The following is a 20,619-nucleotide window of genomic DNA, read 5'->3' as shown; positions in this document are numbered from 1 at the left end:
CTCCTTTATGTGAAAAGTGGGATGAATTGATAAAAAGAGATGATGCCAGAGCAAGTGCCGAGGCACATACCGACGAATACATCAGACGGATAGTGAAGCCCTAAATAAATGCGAGAAATGCCAACGCATAATGCTAACGGTAATAGAAAAGCAAATATGCTTGGATTATAGCAAATAAATGGAATAAGGACAGAGAAAACGGCTGTTGTATGACCAGACGGGAAAGAGTGGTCTTTTAATGGATGGACTGGATATTTCGCATCCTGAATTGTTAAATAAGGGCGTTTTCGCGGATACCATCTTTTTAATATTTGTACAGGAATATGGCTAATTGCTAAAGAAATAGCAGTTGCGATTGCAGCTTGATGCAAAGTCCCTTTTGCAAAAATTAAAAAGAAAAGTGTGAGTGCGATTGAGAAAGTAGCACCACCGATATGAGTAATATTGCTGAAAAAGATATTTAATGTTTTTTGATCAAAGTATCGGTTAATTCCTTTGAAAATGTAACATTCTATTTTATACAGTCCACTGACCTTCATGAAAATTCTCCTCCCTCGTTTACATATATATGGAGATATTAGCTTTTATTTTAATAAGATTTTATTGAGGGAGTAATAATGTTTTGTAAAGAAAAAGTTAGTTTTTATCCCGCTTTAATGGGCAGTAAGACCCCCACCTCAAAATTCAGCGAAAGCAAAGAAGTTAGGTGGGGGATCAACTGCCCATAAAAGTCCGACTGGTTCAACTAATAATCAGTGGGGGATGAAGAAAAACCCCACTGATTAAAGTTTCACTTTATATAAAAAGCTGCCATTAAAGTGGCAGCTGGAAAAGTTACTTCTGTAATGATTTATAATACTGGCCTTTTTCAACATATTGTGTGCGAATTCGCTCCATGTCTTTACGGTCTTCTTCTGTTAATTCACGAACGACTTTAGCTGGTCGACCGAATGCTAATGTGTTTGGCGGGATTTTCTTTCCTTGTGAAACGAGGCTTCCAGCACCGATAAAGGCTCCTTCACCAATTTCAGCACCATCTAATATAATAGATCCCATTCCAATTAAAGCATCTTTTTTAATATGACAGCTATGTAAAATAACTTGATGCCCAATGGTCACGTCGTCTTCTAAAATAAGAGGATACTGTGGGCTTTGGTGAAGTGTACATTGGTCTTGTACATTTACCCGGTTTCCAATGATTGTTGGTGAAACATCACCGCGTATGACTGTATTAAACCAAATACTTGATTCTTCACCAATGGAAACGTCGCCTGTAATCGTAACATAATCAGCGACAAAAGCACTACTCGCAATTTTTGGATTTTTTTCTTTGTAAGGATATATCATGTAAAGTCTTCCTTTCCTAGAGACTAGTTTCAGTGTATCAAATTATGAGAAAGAGTGAAATGGAGGAGGTCCGTATGTGGAATTATGAAACAGAGGAAGCGAAAGCTGTCGTTGTTATCGTGCACGGCGCAATGGAATATCACGGACGTTATGAAGCCGTTGCGGAAATGTGGAATCATATCGGCTATCACGTCGTGATGGGGGACCTTCCGTCACACGGAACGACTTCAAGAAATAGAGGACATATTGATTCATTTGATGAATACATAGAGGAAGTTAAATTATGGGTGAAAGAGGCAAGAAAGTATAGGTTACCTATTTTTATATTTGGTCATAGTATGGGTGGTCTTATTGTCATTCGTATGATGCAAGAAACGAAGAGAGAAGATGTAGACGGCATTATTTTAAGTTCGCCATGTTTAGGCTTAGTAGCTGGACCTTCAGCACCACTTCAAGCTGCCTCAAAAATATTAAATATTATCGCTCCAAAATTGCAATTTGCAACGAATCTTACAGTGGAAATGTCCACTCGTAATCATGAAGTTAGGGACGCGATGGAGAATGATTCATTGTTCTTGCGCAAAGTATCAGTACGTTGGTATAGTGAATTGATTAAGTCTATCGAAATTGCTCATAAAAAAATAGATGATTTTCCAGATGTTCCGCTCTTGCTAATGCAAGCTTGTGAGGATAAACTTGTAGATAAAATACGTGTCCGCACTTGGTTTGATAATGTTAAAATAAGTGATAAGGCTTTTAAAGAATGGCCGAATTGTTATCACGAGTTATTAAATGAGTATGAGCGTGATGAAATTTTGAATTATATTCAGTCATTTACTGAAATACGCATCAATAACATAATAGAAACAAACAAATAAGTAAATTATTTGTACATCGAATAGAGGAGATGAAGGAAGAAGTGAACGTACCGAGTAATCCCATAACGCTCATGGCGAAAGTATACCGTGATGTGTTTCCGGTAGTACACCATGAGCTAGCGGTGTGGAAAGAGCGTGCCTACCATATTCCGAATGATGAGCTTCATAGTCAGGCAATCGCGAGTATTGAGAATAAAACGTTTCATTCCGAAGGCGGTGGTATTTTAGCACTGTTAGCAAATGAGCACCGAGAGGAATGCATTCGTTTTATCGTAGCGTATCAAACAATCAGCGATTATTTAGATAATTTATGTGACCGCAGTACATCACTTGATCCGAATGATTTTGCCGCACTGCATGAATCTATGTTAATGGCATTATCACCTGAAGTAGAAGGTGGCGGTAATTATTATCGCTATCGTGATGACCAAGACGATGGTGGTTATTTAGATGAACTTGTTGAAACATGCCAAGATGTTTTAAAGAAAACGAAGCACTATGACAAAATTGCTCCTGTTCTTCATGAACTTGCTTGTTATTATTGTGATTTGCAAATTCATAAACACGTGAAGTTAGAAGAAAGAGAACCACGCTTACAAAAATGGTTTGAAGCACATAAAGAAAATTTACCTGAAATGAGCTGGTTTGAATTTTCAGCATGTGCCGGTTCTACACTTGGAATCTTCTGTCTTGTAGCATATGCATTTCATGATGAATTACATGATGAAGATATTGCGAAAATTAGACAAGGATACTTCCCATACGTACAAGGACTTCACATTTTACTTGATTATTTCATCGATCAAGAAGAAGACCGTATAGGCGGGGATTTGAATTTCTGTAGTTATTATGAAAACGAGCAAGCGATATTAGATCGTATGAAACATTTTGTAGAAGAAGCAGAGAAGAGCATTGGTGATTTACCTCATGCGAAGTTTCATCGTCTCATAAGCCGAGGGTTACTTGGTATTTATTTATCAGATCAAAAAGTATCAGCACAAAAGAATATGAACAAAATGGCACGGCGCATTGTAAAATACGGAGGGCTTACTTCACGATTCTTCTATTGGAACGGGAAGATGTACCGAAAGAAAATGGCGCAGTGATGAAAAAAACCACTCATGTAGAGTGGTTTTTTGTTATAATATGGTAAATGCTGGTGGTGGAAATGAAGCGATTGTTTCAAAAGCTATATGAAAATATTGAAGTAACGTTACTCATGCTACATTCCATTTCATTTGTAACTGGAATGTATATGATGATGAATAGGCCAAGTGGTCCTACTATGATGGATTATGTGCCGCAAGTAATAATTGGCACAATTATTATTGTAGATATCGTGTTCTTAATGAATAGTAGAAAAAAACAAACGAATAGTAAATAAAAAAGCATTTGTACACGAGAGTACAAATGCTTTTTTATTTATGATCGTATTTTTGAAAATACATATATGAGAAGTTCAATTGCGAAAATAACTAAAACAGATAGTCCGAATAAAGGCATGACAGCGCCTAGTATAACCATCATGATAAAGAAAACGATTATGCTTTTTTTATCTCTTTGTTTTGGCGGTGCTGCTAATTTTCCTTTCGGCTTTCTTGCAAACCACATTTTTACTCCGTAATAAATAAGAAGTAATAAAGATAATGTCGTTAGTAAGCATAATATTTTATTTGGCCATCCGAATAAATGACCTTCGTGAAGCGGGATACCGTAAGTGAACCATTGTGCAAATAAGCCATAATCACGATAGTCCGTTTTTGAAATGAGTTTTCCGCTATATTGATCAAAGTAAGCTGTTATTTCTTCATTTGGTGCCACATCCATGCCCGTAATACCAGAACCGCTCGATTTCGAAACGGTGAATACACCTTTCGGATCAGTTGGTAGTGAGATAACGTATGGCTTTTTTATTTCAATTCCTTTTTGTAATTCATCGACAGAAATTGTTTTTGGCTCATTTGAATTCGATTCAGGAGGAGCTTCTTTTCTTGTTGCCCACGGCAATTCTTTTACCTTTGATTCAGGCGGTGCCATATACAACTTGGGATATCCAATCGATTCATTCGACGATGCGATTTTATAAATTTGGTTACCCATAAATCCTGACCATGGCAATCCAGATGCGACTAACAAAACGAGTGGAATTGTAAATATAATACCGATAATAGAATGACGTCGTTTTGCTTTTTCTCGCTTAGTGGATGCCGGTGTGTTTTTGAATTGGCGTATACTCATATACAATCCAGTCACAATTAAAAAGATTGTCCAGCATGCCGCAAGCTCTACAGTATAGTTGACGACAGTGCCACCAACTAAAAGAGAACTATGTAATTCCCGCATTATATTGGCAAACGTTTCACTTGCATTTTGATCTCCAATAATTTGATTATTGCTATCTAAATACACATATTTTTGTTGCCCTGTATATTCATTTGCAATAGTAAGCCTCGTATTATAATCCCCATTAAACTCACTAATTTTCGCCACACTATAATGTGGATATTTTTTCTCTGTTAAGGAAATAGAATCAGACATCGAAATAGATTCCGTTTGGGCGCTCTTCCCAAAATATAAATCTTTATAGATGAAATCTTCAACTTCTTCCCGAAATAAATACCCAATTCCGCTCAGTGACAACGTAATAAGAAGCGGTGTAATAAAAAGCCCAGCATAAAAATGCCAACGCCAAAAAATGTAATGAAGCGAACGATTTACTTTCATACTTTCAGTTCCCCTAACCTTCCCTATATGAATAAATTCCTCATTTTAATATAGCGAGATTAAGTGTGGATATTTTGAAGGAATTGTGAAAAATGTTAAAAGTTTTGGGGAGGTTTTCTATGTTTATGAAGATTTCTTTGTATTTGATAGATACATCCTAACAACCGCCTCAGCAAGACATTGAGAGGAATCAACAAAATCCTCATCCGCCACAACATTTAAATCGGTACATGCGATAATTGCGGTATCTACTTCATTTCTCAATTGTAAAACGAGCGTATGCCATAATTCGCGGGCTTTTTCAATTTCTCCGCCTTTAATACAAGAAATAGTTTGATTAATCATTTCTTGCCATTTTCCATGATGAATGTATTCTATATTCCGTTTTGCAATACCGTCTTGATAAATACCAGCTTGAATTGTCGCTTCTGTTGCGAGAAGCGCGACTCTTTTTGTACTTTCAGGAATTGCTTGTAACGTCTCATCGACTATATTTAAAATCGGGATAGAAAGAGAATGCTGTAATTCTTCAAAATAAAGATGCGCTGTATTGCAGGGCATAGCGATAAAGTCTACGCCAATACTTTCAAGTTTTTGTGCCCCTTCAATAATTGCTTTTTTCATCGCCTCATGATCAATAGGCCGATCCATATAAAACGGTGTTGGACAAGAATAAATCATCATATGAGGAAAGTCCATATCATGCTTTGCTCCGTATATAGTTTGGCACCCTGCTACAACTGTATCAACGAATGGCCCAGTTGATTTTGGTCCCATTCCTGCTAGTATTCCGATCATTGGTTTGTCTCCTTTATTATGTAATTAAAAACGTTTTTTACGAACGACAAAAAGAAATAAAGTAAGTAATAAAAATGAATATACGATAGCCCAAGCTGTGAGCCATAGCGTGTGAGTAAGTATATTAAATTTGTATTGTCCAAGCATTAGAAAGCTTTCGACAGGTGGTAAAAACCATAGTAACTCTTTTTTAAACCGGATTGAGGCGATTGTTATAAGTAATATAAATATCAGGCTAAGCCAAGCTGTGCTTGCTTTTGGAATCATATTTCTAGTAAATAAAGTTGCAATTGAAATTCCTATTATAGAGAAAGATATATGAGCGAGAAATCCGACTAGGAATAAAGAAACTGTCATTTTTTCATTAAACATTTGCAAAATCATTGGATAGATTACGGATATAAAAGATAGCACAGTACAAATGAGAAGAGCGGTAATATATTTACCCACATATAGTGCGGAAATATTATTTGTGTGAGAAATAGTAATTTGTTCTTGTACAGGATCTTCCGTATGAAAAATTGTGATTGTAATCCAGGCAGATAATAAATAAAGGGCGAGAGCTGTTTCTAAGTATGTCGGTACAATAGGAGTCGGCTTATATGTATATACAAAAAGTAAGCTCACAAAGTACATCGCAATAGGAGGGACGTACTTATACGATTTTGTATAGTCGAGAAAATGGTAACGAATAAGGGCAAACATAATAAACCTTCTTTCGATTTAAAAGTTAGGTTGTAGCAGTGTGATAGATGCTTTTTTATGTAATAAAAACTGAAGCATTTCGTTTGTATATTCTTTTTCGATTTGTAATTGAATAAGGTTTTGATTTGAATTGTGTGCAACGTGTATAAAGCCTAATTGTTTCCGTAGTTCTATCGCTGAAAATGTTTCATGAACGATTGCTTCAATATAGACTTGTTCTGCTCCTTTTTGCACAGAGATATCTTCTGTGATTGTATGATTTGCTAACGTCACAATTCTATCGGCGAAGTTTTCTAGTAGTTGTTTTTCGTGACATGTGAAGAGTATAGATATGCCTTGTTGTTTTAATGAGAGTAAAATATGTTCTAATTCTTGCTGAGAGTTAGGATCAAGTCCAGAAAGAGGTTCATCTAAAATTAATAAATGGACGTCTGTAAGCAATGCTTGCATAATGCCAGTTTTTTGTTTCATACCTTTTGAAAAGTTTCGTAAAACGGAATGCCTTGCATGATGTAAATGAAAAGATTCAAGAAGCATCGGAATTTTATCTTTTAAATATTTTGTTGATAAGCCGTGGATGTGGCCGAGATGATATAAATAATCCTCTAATGTAAAACGAATCCCTTCAGGAAAATGTTCAGGTACATAGCCAATTTGTATATGTTCTTTTCTTTGAAGTGTCCCTGTTGTAGGTGAAATAAATCCTGCAATTATTTTGAGTAGAGTACTTTTTCCAGTCCCGTTCCCGCCAATAATAGCGAGTGCCTCTCCTTCTGGAATGGATAAATCGATGTTGTCTAGTATAAGTGATTTGCCGTACTTCTTTTGAATTCCCCTTAGTTCTACTAGCAAAGTTCTATCCTTCTTTCTTCAAATAGTGTATATATCCATTATATAGGAGAATAAGAAAAAGACGTGCAATGAGTGCACGTCTTTTTTTGTTATGTTTTGTCGAATCGTCGATATATCGAAAAAATCGTTGATATATTTTATCGCTTCTCAATCGCCACAATAAATGGTGGGTTATTTTGCTGGTTAATGAAGCCGTATCGTAGTACGTGAGCTTGTTTTTGGTCGAGTTCTTCTGCAAATTTGAGAACAGCGTCGCGTTCTACTTGTCCTTCTGGGTGTCCGTGGTAAATGACAAGGACGATGATTCCTTCAGGTGCCATTACTTCTAGTAATTGTTCAATTGCCGAAAGTGTTGAGTTCGGTTTTGTAACGATATGCTTGTCACCACCAGGAAGGTAACCTAAGTTGAAGATAGCGCCTGTTACTTTTCCTTTTGCATCTTCTGGTAGTACGGATAGAAGCGTATCGTGACTATCGTGAACTAAAACAGTACGTTCAAAAAGCTCTTTTTCTTTTAGACGGATAGTAGAGCTTTCAATTGCTTCTTTTTGAATATCAAATCCAAATACTTTTCCGTTATCTCCAACGATTTCAGCTAGGAAGCATGTGTCATGTCCATTGCCGAGCGTTGCATCTACAGCGTAATCGCCTTCTTTTACTGCCGTTTGCAGTAGTGTGCGAGCAAACGGTAATACACGTTCTAATTTCATTGTTGTTTCTCCTCATTTGCATATTTTCCTTGCCAGCTTCCGCGGCGTACAAATTCTGCATCGATGGAATTTAATACTTCCCATTTATTTAAGCTCCACATTGGACCAATCATTAAGTCAGGCGGACCGTCACCTGTGATACGGTGCACAATTACGTCTTCTGGAATCATTTCAAGTTGGTCAACAACGAGACTTACGTAATCTTCAAGAGAAAGGAATTCTAGTTGTCCTTTTTCATATTGCTTCACCATTGGCGTTCCTTTTAATAAATGAAGTAAATGAATTTTAATTCCTTGTACATCAAGCTTCGCTACTTCACGAGCTGTTTCCATCATCATGTCGTAATCTTCAAGTGGAAGACCGTTAATAATATGAGAGCAAACTCTAATGCCATGCTTACGTAATTTATTTACACCTTCCACGTAAGATGGGTAATCATGAGCGCGATTAATAAGGTTTGCAGTTCGTTCGTGAACAGTTTGTAAACCGAGTTCAACCCAAAGGTATGTGCGTTTATTTAAGTCCGCTAAATATTCAACGACATCGTCCGGTAAGCAATCTGGACGAGTGGCGATAGAAAGACCGACAACGTCTTTTTCTGCTAGAAGCGGTTCGAATTTTTCTTTTAACACTTCAAGTGGTGCATGTGTATTTGTGTACGCTTGGAAATAAGCGATACATTTTCCGTCTTTCCACTTTGAGCGCATTTTTTCTTTCATTTCATGATATTGCGTTATAACATCATCGCGGCGATCACCAGCGAAGTCACCAGATCCGGCAGCACTACAAAATGTACAACCACCGTAAGCAACTGTACCGTCACGGTTCGGGCAATCGAAGCCAGCATCTAATGAAACTTTAAAGATTTTTTCACCAAATTCATTTCGTAAATGGTAATTCCATGTATGATAACGTTTATTGTCGTTTGTATATGGAAAAGGGTTTTGAACCTTCATTACTTTCCCTCCTAAGCCGAGTCAAAATGAAACAAAATCCATTATAACATACTCATAAGGTAGAGATGGAAGGGACACACTAAAGGGGAATTGAAGCAAGGAGGGACAATTATGGCAGAGCGTCAATCACTTGAATCGTATATTACACAAGCGGAACAAGCGGTGGAATATGCGAAAGAACAATTAGACCAAGGTATGAGACAAGAGCATTATAATACGATGGAGTATTCAGATGCACAGTTACAATTAGAACAAGCATATAACGATTTACAAACGATGCAGCAACATGCGAATGATGAGCAACGTGAGCAGTTAAATAGAGCACGCATGGCAATTCGCCAACTGCAACATCAAATGATTATTACACCGCACTAATAAGGAGTGAATGTAATGGCGAAACGTTCCGATCAAAATAATCCAGAGCAAAAAACGCAAAATGGACATAACGCTGAGTTTTCAAATGAACTTGATCCAGTTGTTCAAGTGAAACAGCGCAACAGTAAAAAAGGACAACCTCAAAGATCAAAGCAATCAGAGTAAACCAGGTCGCAATATGACCTGGTTTTATTTTGCTATATGACAATAATGTAAGATTTCTGTAAGGTTTGCCGATAGTTGTAAGCTTACTTTTCCAGTAGAGTAAGGGAGGATTAAATTTTGGACAAGGAGTTGCTTTATGGGGAACAACATTACAAACAAACGAATTGATGAGTTAGATTACATTCGTGGCTTCGCATTACTGGGGATTATTTTAGTAAATATTCTTGCACTACTCAATATTAAGGTACCCGATCCTAATACAGTAGATGCCAGTTATCAAAGGTTTCTATACTTATTTGTAGAAGGTCGTTTCTTCTCGATTTTCTCATTCTTATTTGGAGTAGGATTCTACATCTTTATTACAAGAGCAATTGCGAAAGGGAAGAATGGGTACGTTCTATTTCTACGCCGCGTAGTTGCACTATTTATTTTTGGTTTAATTCATCAAATGTTTCAGCCTGGAGAAGCACTAGCGTTATACGCAATTTGTGGATTAGTCGTTTTACCGTTTTATAAAGCGAAAAAAGAAGTGAATGTAGTACTCGGTCTTATTCTTACGATAGCTTTTAGTATTATGGCAGCTAAGGAATTATTACCATTAGGTTTAATTTTATTAGGTCTTGCTGCAGGGCAGTATAAAGTGTTTGAAAACCTTTCAGCAAAAATCAAACAAGTCGCTATTTTTACAGGCATTATGTTTGTTTTAAGTGTTGCAGCGTTATGGTATCAATATGGGCACGTTCCTGCTAATCCATTTGTAAATATGATAATTATGAATGAAGATGGAACAATGGACGCTGCAGGTCAATTCTTAAAAATTGGTGTTACAGTTGGACCAATTATTTCAGCTTTCTATGTAGGAGCATTAATTTTATTACTTCAGTTAAAACCAGTTCAAACATTGTTAGCACCATTGAAATACTACGGTCGTATGGCTTTAACGAATTATATCGGACAAACTGCAATGATTTTAATTGCTGGTAGTGTATGTAACTTTGCAGGAAACTTAACATACATGCAGACGTTATATGTATGTATCGCAATTTATGCTATTCAAATTGTGTTTAGTGTAATTTGGATGAAAATCTTTAAAATGGGTCCACTAGAATGGATTTGGCGTGTTATTACGTATTGGACGGTAACACCTTTAAAGAAATAAGGAGAGAATTGGGCTGTTCCTTTTGTGGAACAGTCTATTTTTATTGTCATCTTTTTTCGGTAAGTCGATATTCCTTTGAGAATCGCTGATAAAATTGCATTTACCAATGAGGTTGATCTAAAAAAAACGAACCTTACACGCGCGCCTTTTTTATATTACAAAAGTGTAAGGTAATTGTAATGTTAACAAATAGCAGTTCTCTTCTAAAAGGCGCAAAATAGGTAATGGAAAAACAAGCGTAGGAGGATATATATGACGAAACCAGTTGTAGACGTGAAAAACGTTCAAAAAGTGTACGGTAAAAAAGGTGAGAACCAATCACACGCGTTAAAAGGTGTTTCATTCTCAATTCAAGAGGGTGAGTTTGTTGGAATTATGGGACCATCTGGTTCTGGTAAAACGACATTATTAAATGTAATTTCAACGCTTGATAAAGCAACGGGCGGCGTTGTTGAAATTGCGGGTACGGATATTACGAAAATGAAGCAAGGTGAGCTTTCTGATTTCCGTTCACAAAAATTAGGATTTATCTTCCAAGACTTTAACTTATTAGAGAACTTATCTATTTATGAAAACATCGCACTTCCACTTTCCCTTCAAGGTGTTTCATCACGTAATATTGGACCGAAAGTAGAAAAAGTAGCGGATATGCTAGGGATTACAGAAATTCTTCAAAAGTATCCATCTGAAGTATCTGGTGGACAAAAGCAGCGTTCAGCAGCAGCGCGTGCACTTGTGCATGAGCCAGCAATTATTTTAGGGGACGAGCCAACAGGAGCTCTTGATTCTAAAAATGCAACGAGTTTACTTGATGCGATGACAAATTTAAATAAAGATCAAGGTGTATCGATTATGATGGTTACACATGATCCGTATAGTGCAAGTTACTGTCAGCGTATTTTATTCATTCAAGATGGTGAGCTATATAAAGAAATTCATCGCGGTGGTACGCGTGAAGAGTTCTACAAAGAAATTTTAGATGTACTTGCAGATTTAGGTACACAAAAAGCGTAAGAAAGGAGGTTCCAGTATGTTATTTAAACTTTCCATGTCGGGGCTGAAGAGTAAGCTGAAAGATTATATCGTCTTACTTGTTGGTCTTGTCATGTCTATCTCAATTTTTTATATGTTTCAAACGTTAGCGCTTAATAAAGCGTTTATTGAATCTAACTCAGTTATTCAATCAATTGGATTCGTATTCCAGGCAGGTTCATTTTTACTAGCCATTATAACGTTCTTCTATATTTTATATGCGAACTCTTTCTTATTATCTCTTCGTCAAAAAGAGTTTGGTATGTACATGATGTTAGGAGCAAAAAAACATAAAGTTACATTGCTTATGTTTATTGAAACGATTGTATTAGGTGCTGCGTCTCTTGCGATTGGTATTACAGTTGGTGTAGGACTTGCAGAAGGTATCGGACAGTTATTAATGAAACAATTAGAATTTGCTGGTGAAGGCTATAAAGCATTTTATCTTCCATCTATGACTGTTACTTGCATTTTCTTCTTTGCACTATTTGTATTATCAGCAATTATGAACAGTATTAAGTTATCACGTATTTCTGTACTGCAACTTGTACATGCAGATGCACAAACAGAGCGTGTTGCAGTAAAGGGAAAAATGACAGGTGTCGTTGCAATCCTTGCTGTTATTTTATTAGGAATTGGCTATGCATCAATGATCTATATGGCAAAACTAAGAGAAATGGGAATCCTTATTGCATTAATTACAACAACAACTGGTACTTACATGCTATTTGGATCACTTCTCCCAGTTATCATTAGAAAGTTAAAGAGTAATAAAAAACGTAGTGAAAAAGGACTTAATGCTTTTACGTTTGCACAATTAAATTTCCGTATTAATAGCTTAACGAAAGTACTTGCAACGGTAGCGATGTTAGTTGCTCTTGGAGCGGGTGCAATTTCAGGTGGTATGGCGTTTAAAAATAACGTTATAAAAATGGTTGATGGTTTAGTAATATATGATTCAGTTATTCATAACCCAACAGCTGAAGAAAAGAATATTTTAGATGGTATTACATTTAAAGAGAAAAATGAATATCGTTACAAAGTTGATAATAAATACGTTTATTATGTAAAAGAAGATTTAGAGAAAAATCCTCCTTTCGTACAAGATACAAAACAGATGGAAAGTATGAAGGATTTAGGAAAAATAAAGAAAGTTTCAGAGGAACTGCCAGTAGGTGCAGTTTCTAGAGAAATGAATGAAAAAGATGCGAGTGCTAAAGAACTTCCAGAAGAATGGAACGAGGCTTTCAGAACAATTCAGCCATTTTATCTATATGAAGATCATGCAATTAAAATTGTAGATCAGAAAATGTACGATACTGTAAATGGTAAAGAAGGAATCGTAGTTACTGGAAAAACAGACGATTTTGTAGCATACACAAAAGAATGGAAAAAACTTGACGAGTTGCAGCTAGTTAAATATAAAAATGTAAAAGCTGAAAGATTAGATAGTAAATATCAATCTTACAATGGATTCTACGGCGTTGCGAGTGGAACAGTATTTATGGGATTCTTCCTTGGAATTGCGTTCTTAGCAATGATGGCAAGTTGTTTAATGTTTAAAATTCTTTCTGGTGCATCAAAAGATATTACGCGTTATCAAATGCTTCGTAAAATCGGTGTGCGCCGTGAGTTATTAACGAAATCGATTTATAAAGAATTATTCTTAGTATTCTTATTCCCGGCAATTGTGGGTATCGCTCACGTATTAGTTGGTATGAATATTTTCGGATTTATTTTAATGGATCCTTACTTCCGTATTTGGGTACCGATCGTAATTTTCGTAGTTATTTATGCGATTTATTACTTCATTACAGTTCAATTGTATAAAGGAATTGTTCTTCCAAAAGAAGATTAATAGGTAAAAAGCCGAGTGGAAGTGCTCGGCTTTTTGTATTTTCAGAAAAAACACTTTAATGTTACTGAAATATATAATATAATGTAAATAAGTAACATAATATAAAAGTATCAGCAACCGAAAAATGAAAGGAGGAATCCGATCTGTAGAAAGAAGCTGAACTTGTACTCCCCCTATTTTTTCTACCCACACCGTATTTGTACAATCATAAATTTCCAAATGAAAAATTGTCGTAAGAGTATATTGTGAAAATAATGGATAATACATGGAAATCTCATAGCATGATAAGGTAAAATGGACAGGATAATGAGAAAATTACCGTTCATAAGATGAGGAGATACATGTATGGAAGTTGTAGAGGCATTAAAAGATATAAGCCAAATTGAGGCTATGAAAAAGTATTTAAAAGAGCATTCGCAGCGAGATTATCTTTTATTTGTTATTGGAATTAACACTGGATTAAAGATCACTGAACTACTTAGTATGAAATTTGAAGAGGTATTGAATGAAGATGGAACTGTTAAAGAGTTCTATTCTCTTCCTGTGAAAGATGAAAAATTCAAACAAGATATTTATTTAAATACAAAAGTAAAAGAAGCCCTTTTAGAGTACGCACAATCTATTGATGCTCAAAGAGAAAACTACGTATTTCAATCTAATAAAACGAAAAATTCAATCTCACGCCAACAAGCATATCGTGTTATCCATAGCGCAGCTGAAGCGGTTGGGATTGTTGAAAAGATTGGAACGAATTCAATGCGAAAAACATTTGGATTTCATGCGTACAAAAGAGGAATAGCGATTGCGCTATTGCAAAAGCATTTTCATCACGCAACTCCATCAGAAACGCTCAAGTATTTAGGAATCTCAAAAGATGAGAAGTTTAAAACAGAGATTGATGTAGATTTGTAAGAGCCGTAACTAAAAACTTTAGGAGGCGGAAAATATGAATATTAGAGAGAGTGAACTACCTGGCATTGGATGTAAATTTGAAGTGATAACAAAAGGTAATGAAAAAATGGTTATTGTGATTCATGATGATGGCCGAAGAGAAATGTATCATTTTGATGCGGATCATGATGAGAGTATTTCAAGCATTTCTCTTCGTGATTCTGAAGCGAGACAAATTGCGGCTATATTAGGCGGAATGGTATATAGGCCGCAAGCGCTAGACACAATTGAGATGGCTTTTGAAGGATTATCAATTGAATGGTTTAAGGTGGAGAATAATGCACCAGTAGTACAACAAACAATTGGTAGCTTACATGTCAGAAAAACATATAACGTAACGATTATTGCTATTTTGAAAAAGAATATGAAGAAATTCTTTAATCCAGGTCCAGATTCTATTATTGAAGCTGGCGATATGCTCGTATTGTCGGGTGAAAGACATGAAGTGAAAAGAATTATTAATGAATTGCTTTCAGCAGGAGGTGATTCCTAATCGATGGATACTTTAATCTTTGAAGTTGGAACTGCGTTAGTATTAGTAGCTTTTGCAGCTATCCTCGCTGCGAAGTTAAAGTTCTCGATTATTCCGTTTCTCATTATACTCGGTATGTTAGTGGGGCCTCATGCCCCAGATTTAGGACTTATCGATTTAAGGTTTATTGAAAGCGGAGAAGTTATTTCCTTCCTCGGCCGTGTTGGCGTCATATTCCTCTTATTCTACTTAGGTTTAGAATTCTCAATAAAAAAATTAATTAAATCAGGAAAGTCGATTGCTTTTGGGGGTAGTATTCATATATCGCTTAATTTCATATTGGGTTTACTTTATGGATATGTTATGGGTTTCCCCTTATTAGAAACATTAATTATTGCTGGAATCATTACAATCTCATCGAGTGCAATTGTTGCAAAAGTAATTGTTGATTTAAGAAGATCTGGTAATAAAGAGACTGAATTAATATTAGGAATCATTATGTTTGATGATATCTTTTTAGCTGTATATTTATCAGTCGTTTCAGGGTTAGTACTCGGTGGTGTAACATCATTTGTAGGTGCTCTTACATCGGTGTTAATCGCGGTAGGGTATATGCTACTATTCTTTGTAATCGCTAGAAAAGCTACGCCGTTTCTAAATAAAGTATTAGATATTTCGTCAAACGAAATTTTTATTATCGTAATATTCGCCATTTTATTCTTTGTAGCAGGATTTTCAGAAACGATTCATGTTGCTGAGGCAATTGGAGCATTATTGTTAGGACTCGTCTTTTCTGAAACAGAGCATAGTGATCGGATTGAGCATCTCGTCGTTCCGTTTCGTGACTTCTTTGGAGCCATATTCTTTTTCAGTTTCGGTTTAAGTATAGATCCGTTTTCACTTGGAGGAGCAGTGTGGTTGGCATTAGGAGCAGTTTTCATTACGCTCATCGGTAATTTTACAGCTGGAATGATGGCGGGACGTAAAGCCGGGTTATCGCATAAGGCTTCTACGAATATCGGTTTAACCCTCGTATCACGCGGAGAGTTCTCCATTATTGTAGCCAATATCGGCATTGCGGGTGGTTTAATGGCAACGATTAAACCGTTCTCTGCACTGTACGTTTTAATATTAGCATCGTTAGGACCGTTATTAACGAAGGAGTCTGGGAGAATATACTCTCTACTAAATAAAATATTTAAATGGAGTGCGAAAGAACGTGCGAAGCGAGAAAAAGAAGTTGGATAGTATAAATAAGGGGGAGACTGCATGAACTTTAGAACTTTATGCAGTCTTCCTTTTTTATATATTGTTGTTGATGTCGTTTTTTGTCGGTAAGTCGATATATTTTAATAATCGCTCATATATTTCGGGAATCGCCGATATATTCCCCAAATCGCTGATATATTTTCAAGTGACAATTCATATAATTTCATTTACTGAAAAACCATTATCTGAATTTCATCAACTATTAATCAGTTGCCTTCCTATTTAAAAACGACTACAATTTTACTGTTATAGATGAACGAAAAAAATAGAATAGGAGGGGAGACTATGCCAAGGAAAGTATGGCTATTAGTAGCTGGGATGATTATTAATGTCACGGGTGCTTCTTTTTTATGGCCTTTTAATACAATTTATTTGCATGATCACCTAGGAAAATCTTTATCTGTGGCCGGAATGGTATTAATGATCAACTCGCTTACTGGTGTAATCGGAAACTTGCTCGGCGGTGTTTTGTTTGATAAATGGGGCGGTTATAAATCAACTTTAGTAGGGATTGTCATTACACTTGTATCGATTTTAGGCCTTGTGTTCTTCCACGGTTGGCCGTTATATGTTGTGTGGCTAGCATTAATCGGCTTTGGTTCTGGAATGGTCTTCCCATCGATGTATGCGATGGTCGGTACGGTTTGGCCAGAGGGCGGAAGACGAGCATTTAATGCGATGTATGTTGGGCAAAACGTTGGTATTGCGATCGGAACAGCGTGCGGTGGTTTAGTTGCATCTTACCGTTTTGATTATATTTTCTTAGCCAATTTTGTTTTGTACTTTGTTTTCTTCTTAATTGCTTTTATTGGATTCCGTGGTATGGAAGACAAGAAAGAGCCAGGAGTGCAAAAAGAAGTCGAAACGAAAAAAGGCTGGACACTTACACCTGGATTCAAAGCACTTCTTATCGTATGTGTAGCATATGCTTTATGCTGGGTTACATATGTGCAGTGGCAAGGGGCGATTGCGACTCATATGCGGGAATTAGATATTAGCCTCCGCCATTATAGTTTATTATGGACGATAAACGGAGCGATGATTGTTTGTGCGCAGCCACTTGTTAGTATGTTAATTCGCTGGATGAAGCGTTCTTTAAAACAACAAATTATGATTGGAATCGTCATTTTTGCGGCGTCATTTATTGTGTTAAGTCAAGCGCAGCAATTCACGATGTTCCTCGTTGCGATGGTGACGTTAACGATTGGTGAGTTATTCGTATGGCCAGCAGTTCCGACCATTGCAAATATACTTGCACCAAAAGATAAGTTAGGGTTTTATCAAGGGGTTGTAAATAGCGCGGCGACTGTAGGGAAAATGTTCGGACCGGTCGTTGGCGGAGCAATTGTTGATTTATACAATATGGAAGTATTGTTTATAGCAATCATGGTAATGCTTGTAGTAGCGATTATTGCAACGAGCATGTATGATAAACGAGTAAAAGTAGAAGAAACAGTAGAAGAAAAAATTGCAGTTTAGTTTGACGGAACATGTAACATGTTTTAGAATATATTTAAATAAAACAACCTTTGGAACAAGGGAGATAGCTCGGCTGTCCTAAGACGAATTCGTTAGTTATGAAGAGTAACGATTAACCGAGAAGCCTTAGCTTCAAGTAAGCTCTTTAGAGATACGAAGTGGTGGGTAGTTCACATTAACTTATATTTGTAATAACAGTGAGAAGGAGTAGTAGTAATAGAAGCTGGTTTAGAGAGTTGACGGTCGGTGCAAGTCAATCCACGTTTCGTTATGAACTCGCCTTTGAGTTGCAGTTGTGAAACTAGTAGTAGCAATTGCCGTTAATCCACGTTACGGATCTAAGCGAATGTATATTTGTACATTAATTTAGGGTGGTACCGCGGGAATCTATAGCCTCTCGTCCCTTTCTAGGGATGAGAGGTTTTTTGTATTTTGGGCGGTGAAAATAAATAGAATTTCAAGGAGGGTATCTCATGAGCTTTAATCATCAAAATATTGAGAAGAAGTGGCAAGGGTACTGGGAAGAGAATAAAACATTCCGTACGCCAGATGAGACAGAAAAACCAAAATTTTATGCACTAGATATGTTCCCATATCCATCAGGTGCAGGCCTACACGTAGGACATCCAGAAGGTTATACAGCGACAGATATCTTATCTCGTATGAAGCGTATGCAAGGATATAACGTTCTTCATCCAATGGGATGGGATGCGTTCGGTCTTCCAGCAGAGCAATATGCACTTGATACTGGAAACAGCCCGGCAGAATTTACAGAGCTTAATATTAATACGTTCCGTAATCAAATTAAAGCATTAGGCTTCTCTTACGATTGGGATCGTGAAGTAAATACAACAGATCCAAACTACTACAAGTGGACACAATGGATCTTCCTAAAACTATTTGAAAAAGGTTTAGCTTACGTTGATGAAGTACCTGTAAACTGGTGCCCAGCACTTGGTACAGTACTTGCAAATGAAGAAATCATTGACGGTAAGAGTGAGCGCGGTGGACATCCAGTTGAGCGTCGTCCGATGAGACAGTGGATGTTAAAAATTACAGCTTACGGAGATCGTCTATTAGAAGATCTAGATGAGCTTGATTGGCCAGAAAGCTTAAAAGATATGCAACGTAACTGGATTGGTCGTTCTGAAGGTGCAGAAGTACACTTCAACATCGATGGTACAGACGAGAAATTCACAGTTTTCACAACGCGTCCTGATACACTATTTGGTGCGAGCTACTGTGTACTTGCCCCAGAGCATGCGCTTGTTGCTGACATTACAACAGCAGAGCAAAAAGAAGCTGTAGAAGCTTACATTAACTCTGTTAAAATGAAGAGTGACCTAGAGCGTACAGAACTTGCGAAAGAGAAAACTGGTGTATTCACTGGTGCTTACGCAGTTAACCCAGTAAATGGTGAGAAATTACCAATCTGGATCGCTGACTATGTTCTTGCAACTTACGGAACAGGTGCTGTAATGGCAGTTCCCGCTCATGATGAGCGTGACTATGAATTCGCATCAACGTTCAATCTTCCAATGAAGGAAGTTGTAAAAGGCGGAGACATTACGAAAGAAGCATACACAGGTGATGGTGCGCACGTAAACTCAGCATTCCTTGATGGTTTAAATAAAGAAGAAGCCATCGCAAAAATGATTGAATGGCTGGAAGTAACAAGCGCAGGAAATCAAAAAGTAACGTACCGTCTACGTGACTGGTTATTCAGCCGTCAACGTTACTGGGGTGAGCCAATTCCAGTAATTCACTGGGAAGATGGCACAATGACAGCTGTGAAAGAAGAAGAATTACCGTTAGTTCTTCCGAAAACAGAAAACATTCGTCCTTCAGGTACAGGTGAATCACCACTTGCTAACATTGACGAGTGGGTAAATGTTGTTGATCCTGAGACTGGTAAAAAAGGTCGTCGTGAAACGAACACAATGCCACAATGGGCTGGTAGCTGCTGGTATTACCTACGTTACATCGATCCAAACAATAGTGAAGCACTTGTAGATCCTGAAAAAGTAAAACAATGGCTTCCAGTTGATATTTATATCGGCGGAGCAGAGCACGCTGTACTTCACTTACTATATGCTCGTTTCTGGCATAAAGTATTATACGATATCGGTGTAGTTCCAACGAAAGAGCCGTTCCAACAATTATTTAACCAAGGTATGATTCTAGGTGAAAACAACGAGAAAATGAGTAAATCAAAAGGTAACGTTGTAAACCCTGATGATATCGTAGCAAGCCACGGTGCAGATACACTTCGTCTATATGAAATGTTCATGGGACCATTAGATGCTTCAATCGCTTGGTCTGAAAATGGTCTTGACGGAGCTCGTCGTTTCCTAGACCGCGTATGGCGTCTATTCATTCAAGATAACGGTGAATTAAGTGAGAAAATTACGGATGCACCAAATAAAGAGCTTGAAAAAGCTTACCACCAAACAGTGAAGAAAGTAACAGAAGACTATGCAGAACTTCGCTTCAATACAGCGATTTCTCAAATGATGGTATTCATTAACGATGCATATAAAGCTGAAACACTTCCGAAAGAATATGTAGAAGGTTTCGTGAAAATGATTGCACCAGTTGCACCTCACATCGGGGAAGAGCTATGGAGCAAACTTGGATACAATGAAACAATCACATATGCAAGCTGGCCAACATTTGATGAGTCTAAACTTGTAGAAGATGAAGTTGAAATCGTTGTTCAAGTTATGGGCAAAGTTCGCGCGAAACTAACAATGAGTAAAGATGCATCAAAAGAAGAAATGGAACAACTTGCACTTGAAGCAATTCAAGACCAAATTGAAGGGAAAACAGTTCGTAAAGTAATTGTTGTTCCTGGAAAACTTGTTAACGTTGTTGCAAACTAATTCATTC

General features: G+C 37.0%; 21 protein-coding genes and 1 other annotated feature. Of the genes, 13 read left to right on the top strand and 8 right to left on the bottom strand.

From position 1 onward, the window contains the following. Positions 1–5: 5 nt before the first annotated feature. Together ACU8YW_RS23710 and ACU8YW_RS23705 are read right to left on the bottom strand one after the other, a co-directional pair. Positions 6–539, bottom strand: a complete 534-nt coding sequence (locus tag ACU8YW_RS23710) for a phosphatase PAP2 family protein (protein ID WP_000868583.1) — start codon at positions 537–539, stop codon at positions 6–8. Positions 540–834: 295 nt separating this feature from the next. Further along, positions 835–1,347, bottom strand: coding sequence for a gamma carbonic anhydrase (locus tag ACU8YW_RS23705; protein ID WP_000640213.1), 513 nt, complete (start codon positions 1,345–1,347; stop codon positions 835–837). 74 nt (positions 1,348–1,421) lie between these two features. On the opposite strand from ACU8YW_RS23705, the gene ACU8YW_RS23700 reads away from it, so the two are divergent. The 3 genes from ACU8YW_RS23700 to ACU8YW_RS23690 all read left to right on the top strand — a co-directional run bounded on the left by ACU8YW_RS23700 (position 1,422) and on the right by ACU8YW_RS23690 (position 3,609). Then, positions 1,422–2,225, top strand: a complete 804-nt coding sequence (locus ACU8YW_RS23700) for an alpha/beta hydrolase (RefSeq protein ID WP_000267444.1) — start codon at positions 1,422–1,424, stop codon at positions 2,223–2,225. 41 nt (positions 2,226–2,266) lie between these two features. Next, a complete protein-coding gene (gene tbcS / locus ACU8YW_RS23695) occupies positions 2,267–3,331 on the top strand; it encodes a tetraprenyl-beta-curcumene synthase (protein WP_426934114.1) in 1,065 nt (354 codons plus the stop codon). Between the two features lie 62 nt (positions 3,332–3,393). Beyond that, positions 3,394–3,609: a hypothetical protein gene (locus ACU8YW_RS23690; RefSeq protein WP_426934113.1), complete on the top strand. Its 216-nt coding sequence runs from the start codon at positions 3,394–3,396 to the stop codon at positions 3,607–3,609. A 38-nt stretch (positions 3,610–3,647) separates the two neighbouring features. Here the strand turns inward: ACU8YW_RS23690 and ACU8YW_RS23685 are convergent, their stop codons facing one another. The 6 genes from ACU8YW_RS23685 to mnmL all read right to left on the bottom strand — a co-directional run bounded on the left by ACU8YW_RS23685 (position 3,648) and on the right by mnmL (position 8,970). Continuing rightward, the gene (locus ACU8YW_RS23685; RefSeq protein WP_149213717.1) at positions 3,648–4,949 is read right to left on the bottom strand and encodes a PepSY-associated TM helix domain-containing protein; all 1,302 of its coding nucleotides are present in this window, start codon (positions 4,947–4,949) and stop codon (positions 3,648–3,650) included. A gap of 123 nt (positions 4,950–5,072) precedes the next feature. Further along, positions 5,073–5,747: an aspartate/glutamate racemase family protein gene (locus tag ACU8YW_RS23680; protein WP_088064622.1), complete on the bottom strand. Its 675-nt coding sequence runs from the start codon at positions 5,745–5,747 to the stop codon at positions 5,073–5,075. Between the two features lie 24 nt (positions 5,748–5,771). After that, a complete protein-coding gene (locus ACU8YW_RS23675) occupies positions 5,772–6,452 on the bottom strand; it encodes an ABC transporter permease (RefSeq protein WP_262719830.1) in 681 nt (226 codons plus the stop codon). A gap of 18 nt (positions 6,453–6,470) precedes the next feature. Next, complete coding sequence (locus tag ACU8YW_RS23670; protein WP_097889173.1) at positions 6,471–7,304, bottom strand: ABC transporter ATP-binding protein; 834 nt, start codon at positions 7,302–7,304, stop codon at positions 6,471–6,473. 137 nt (positions 7,305–7,441) lie between these two features. Beyond that, positions 7,442–8,014 (bottom strand): tRNA 5-(aminomethyl)-2-thiouridylate-methyltransferase MnmM, encoded by a 573-nt coding sequence (gene mnmM, locus ACU8YW_RS23665; protein ID WP_088064619.1) that lies wholly within the window; start codon positions 8,012–8,014, stop codon positions 7,442–7,444. Then, on the bottom strand, positions 8,011–8,970 hold the full coding sequence (gene mnmL, locus ACU8YW_RS23660) for a tRNA modification radical SAM protein MnmL/YtqA (protein WP_029440192.1): 960 nt from the start codon (positions 8,968–8,970) through the stop codon (positions 8,011–8,013). Before mnmL ends, mnmM begins: the two co-directional genes overlap by 4 nt. Before the next feature lie 111 nt (positions 8,971–9,081). On the opposite strand from mnmL, the gene ACU8YW_RS23655 reads away from it, so the two are divergent. The 10 genes from ACU8YW_RS23655 (at position 9,082) to leuS (ending at position 20,612) form a co-directional block, all read left to right on the top strand. Beyond that, a complete protein-coding gene (locus tag ACU8YW_RS23655; protein WP_000840869.1) occupies positions 9,082–9,345 on the top strand; it encodes a YtzC family protein in 264 nt (87 codons plus the stop codon). Positions 9,346–9,360: 15 nt separating this feature from the next. Beyond that, positions 9,361–9,510 (top strand): hypothetical protein, encoded by a 150-nt coding sequence (locus tag ACU8YW_RS23650; RefSeq protein WP_001129345.1) that lies wholly within the window; start codon positions 9,361–9,363, stop codon positions 9,508–9,510. A 136-nt stretch (positions 9,511–9,646) separates the two neighbouring features. Next, on the top strand, positions 9,647–10,669 hold the full coding sequence (locus tag ACU8YW_RS23645) for a DUF418 domain-containing protein (protein WP_088064618.1): 1,023 nt from the start codon (positions 9,647–9,649) through the stop codon (positions 10,667–10,669). 252 nt (positions 10,670–10,921) lie between these two features. Continuing rightward, positions 10,922–11,683: an ABC transporter ATP-binding protein gene (locus ACU8YW_RS23640; RefSeq protein WP_046198226.1), complete on the top strand. Its 762-nt coding sequence runs from the start codon at positions 10,922–10,924 to the stop codon at positions 11,681–11,683. A 16-nt stretch (positions 11,684–11,699) separates the two neighbouring features. Then, positions 11,700–13,559, top strand: coding sequence for an FtsX-like permease family protein (locus ACU8YW_RS23635; RefSeq protein WP_088064617.1), 1,860 nt, complete (start codon positions 11,700–11,702; stop codon positions 13,557–13,559). 345 nt (positions 13,560–13,904) lie between these two features. Continuing rightward, entirely contained in the window at positions 13,905–14,471 is a 567-nt protein-coding gene (locus ACU8YW_RS23630) for a tyrosine-type recombinase/integrase (RefSeq protein ID WP_446894013.1), read from the top strand. Between the two features lie 34 nt (positions 14,472–14,505). After that, positions 14,506–15,003 (top strand): cation:proton antiporter regulatory subunit, encoded by a 498-nt coding sequence (locus tag ACU8YW_RS23625; protein WP_001026048.1) that lies wholly within the window; start codon positions 14,506–14,508, stop codon positions 15,001–15,003. A 3-nt stretch (positions 15,004–15,006) separates the two neighbouring features. Then, on the top strand, positions 15,007–16,230 hold the full coding sequence (locus ACU8YW_RS23620; RefSeq protein ID WP_446894012.1) for a cation:proton antiporter: 1,224 nt from the start codon (positions 15,007–15,009) through the stop codon (positions 16,228–16,230). A gap of 306 nt (positions 16,231–16,536) precedes the next feature. Then, positions 16,537–17,730: an MDR family MFS transporter gene (locus ACU8YW_RS23615; RefSeq protein ID WP_001137571.1), complete on the top strand. Its 1,194-nt coding sequence runs from the start codon at positions 16,537–16,539 to the stop codon at positions 17,728–17,730. 188 nt (positions 17,731–17,918) lie between these two features. After that, positions 17,919–18,138 (top strand) — a binding site (T-box leader). A gap of 65 nt (positions 18,139–18,203) precedes the next feature. Further along, complete coding sequence (gene leuS, locus ACU8YW_RS23610; protein WP_426934112.1) at positions 18,204–20,612, top strand: leucine--tRNA ligase; 2,409 nt, start codon at positions 18,204–18,206, stop codon at positions 20,610–20,612. Positions 20,613–20,619: the final 7 nt, after the last annotated feature.

The sequence above is a fragment of the Bacillus pretiosus genome, from assembly GCF_052947655.1.
The sequence above is the reverse complement of the archived record's forward strand: the minus strand, read 5'-3'. Positions and strand labels throughout refer to the sequence as shown.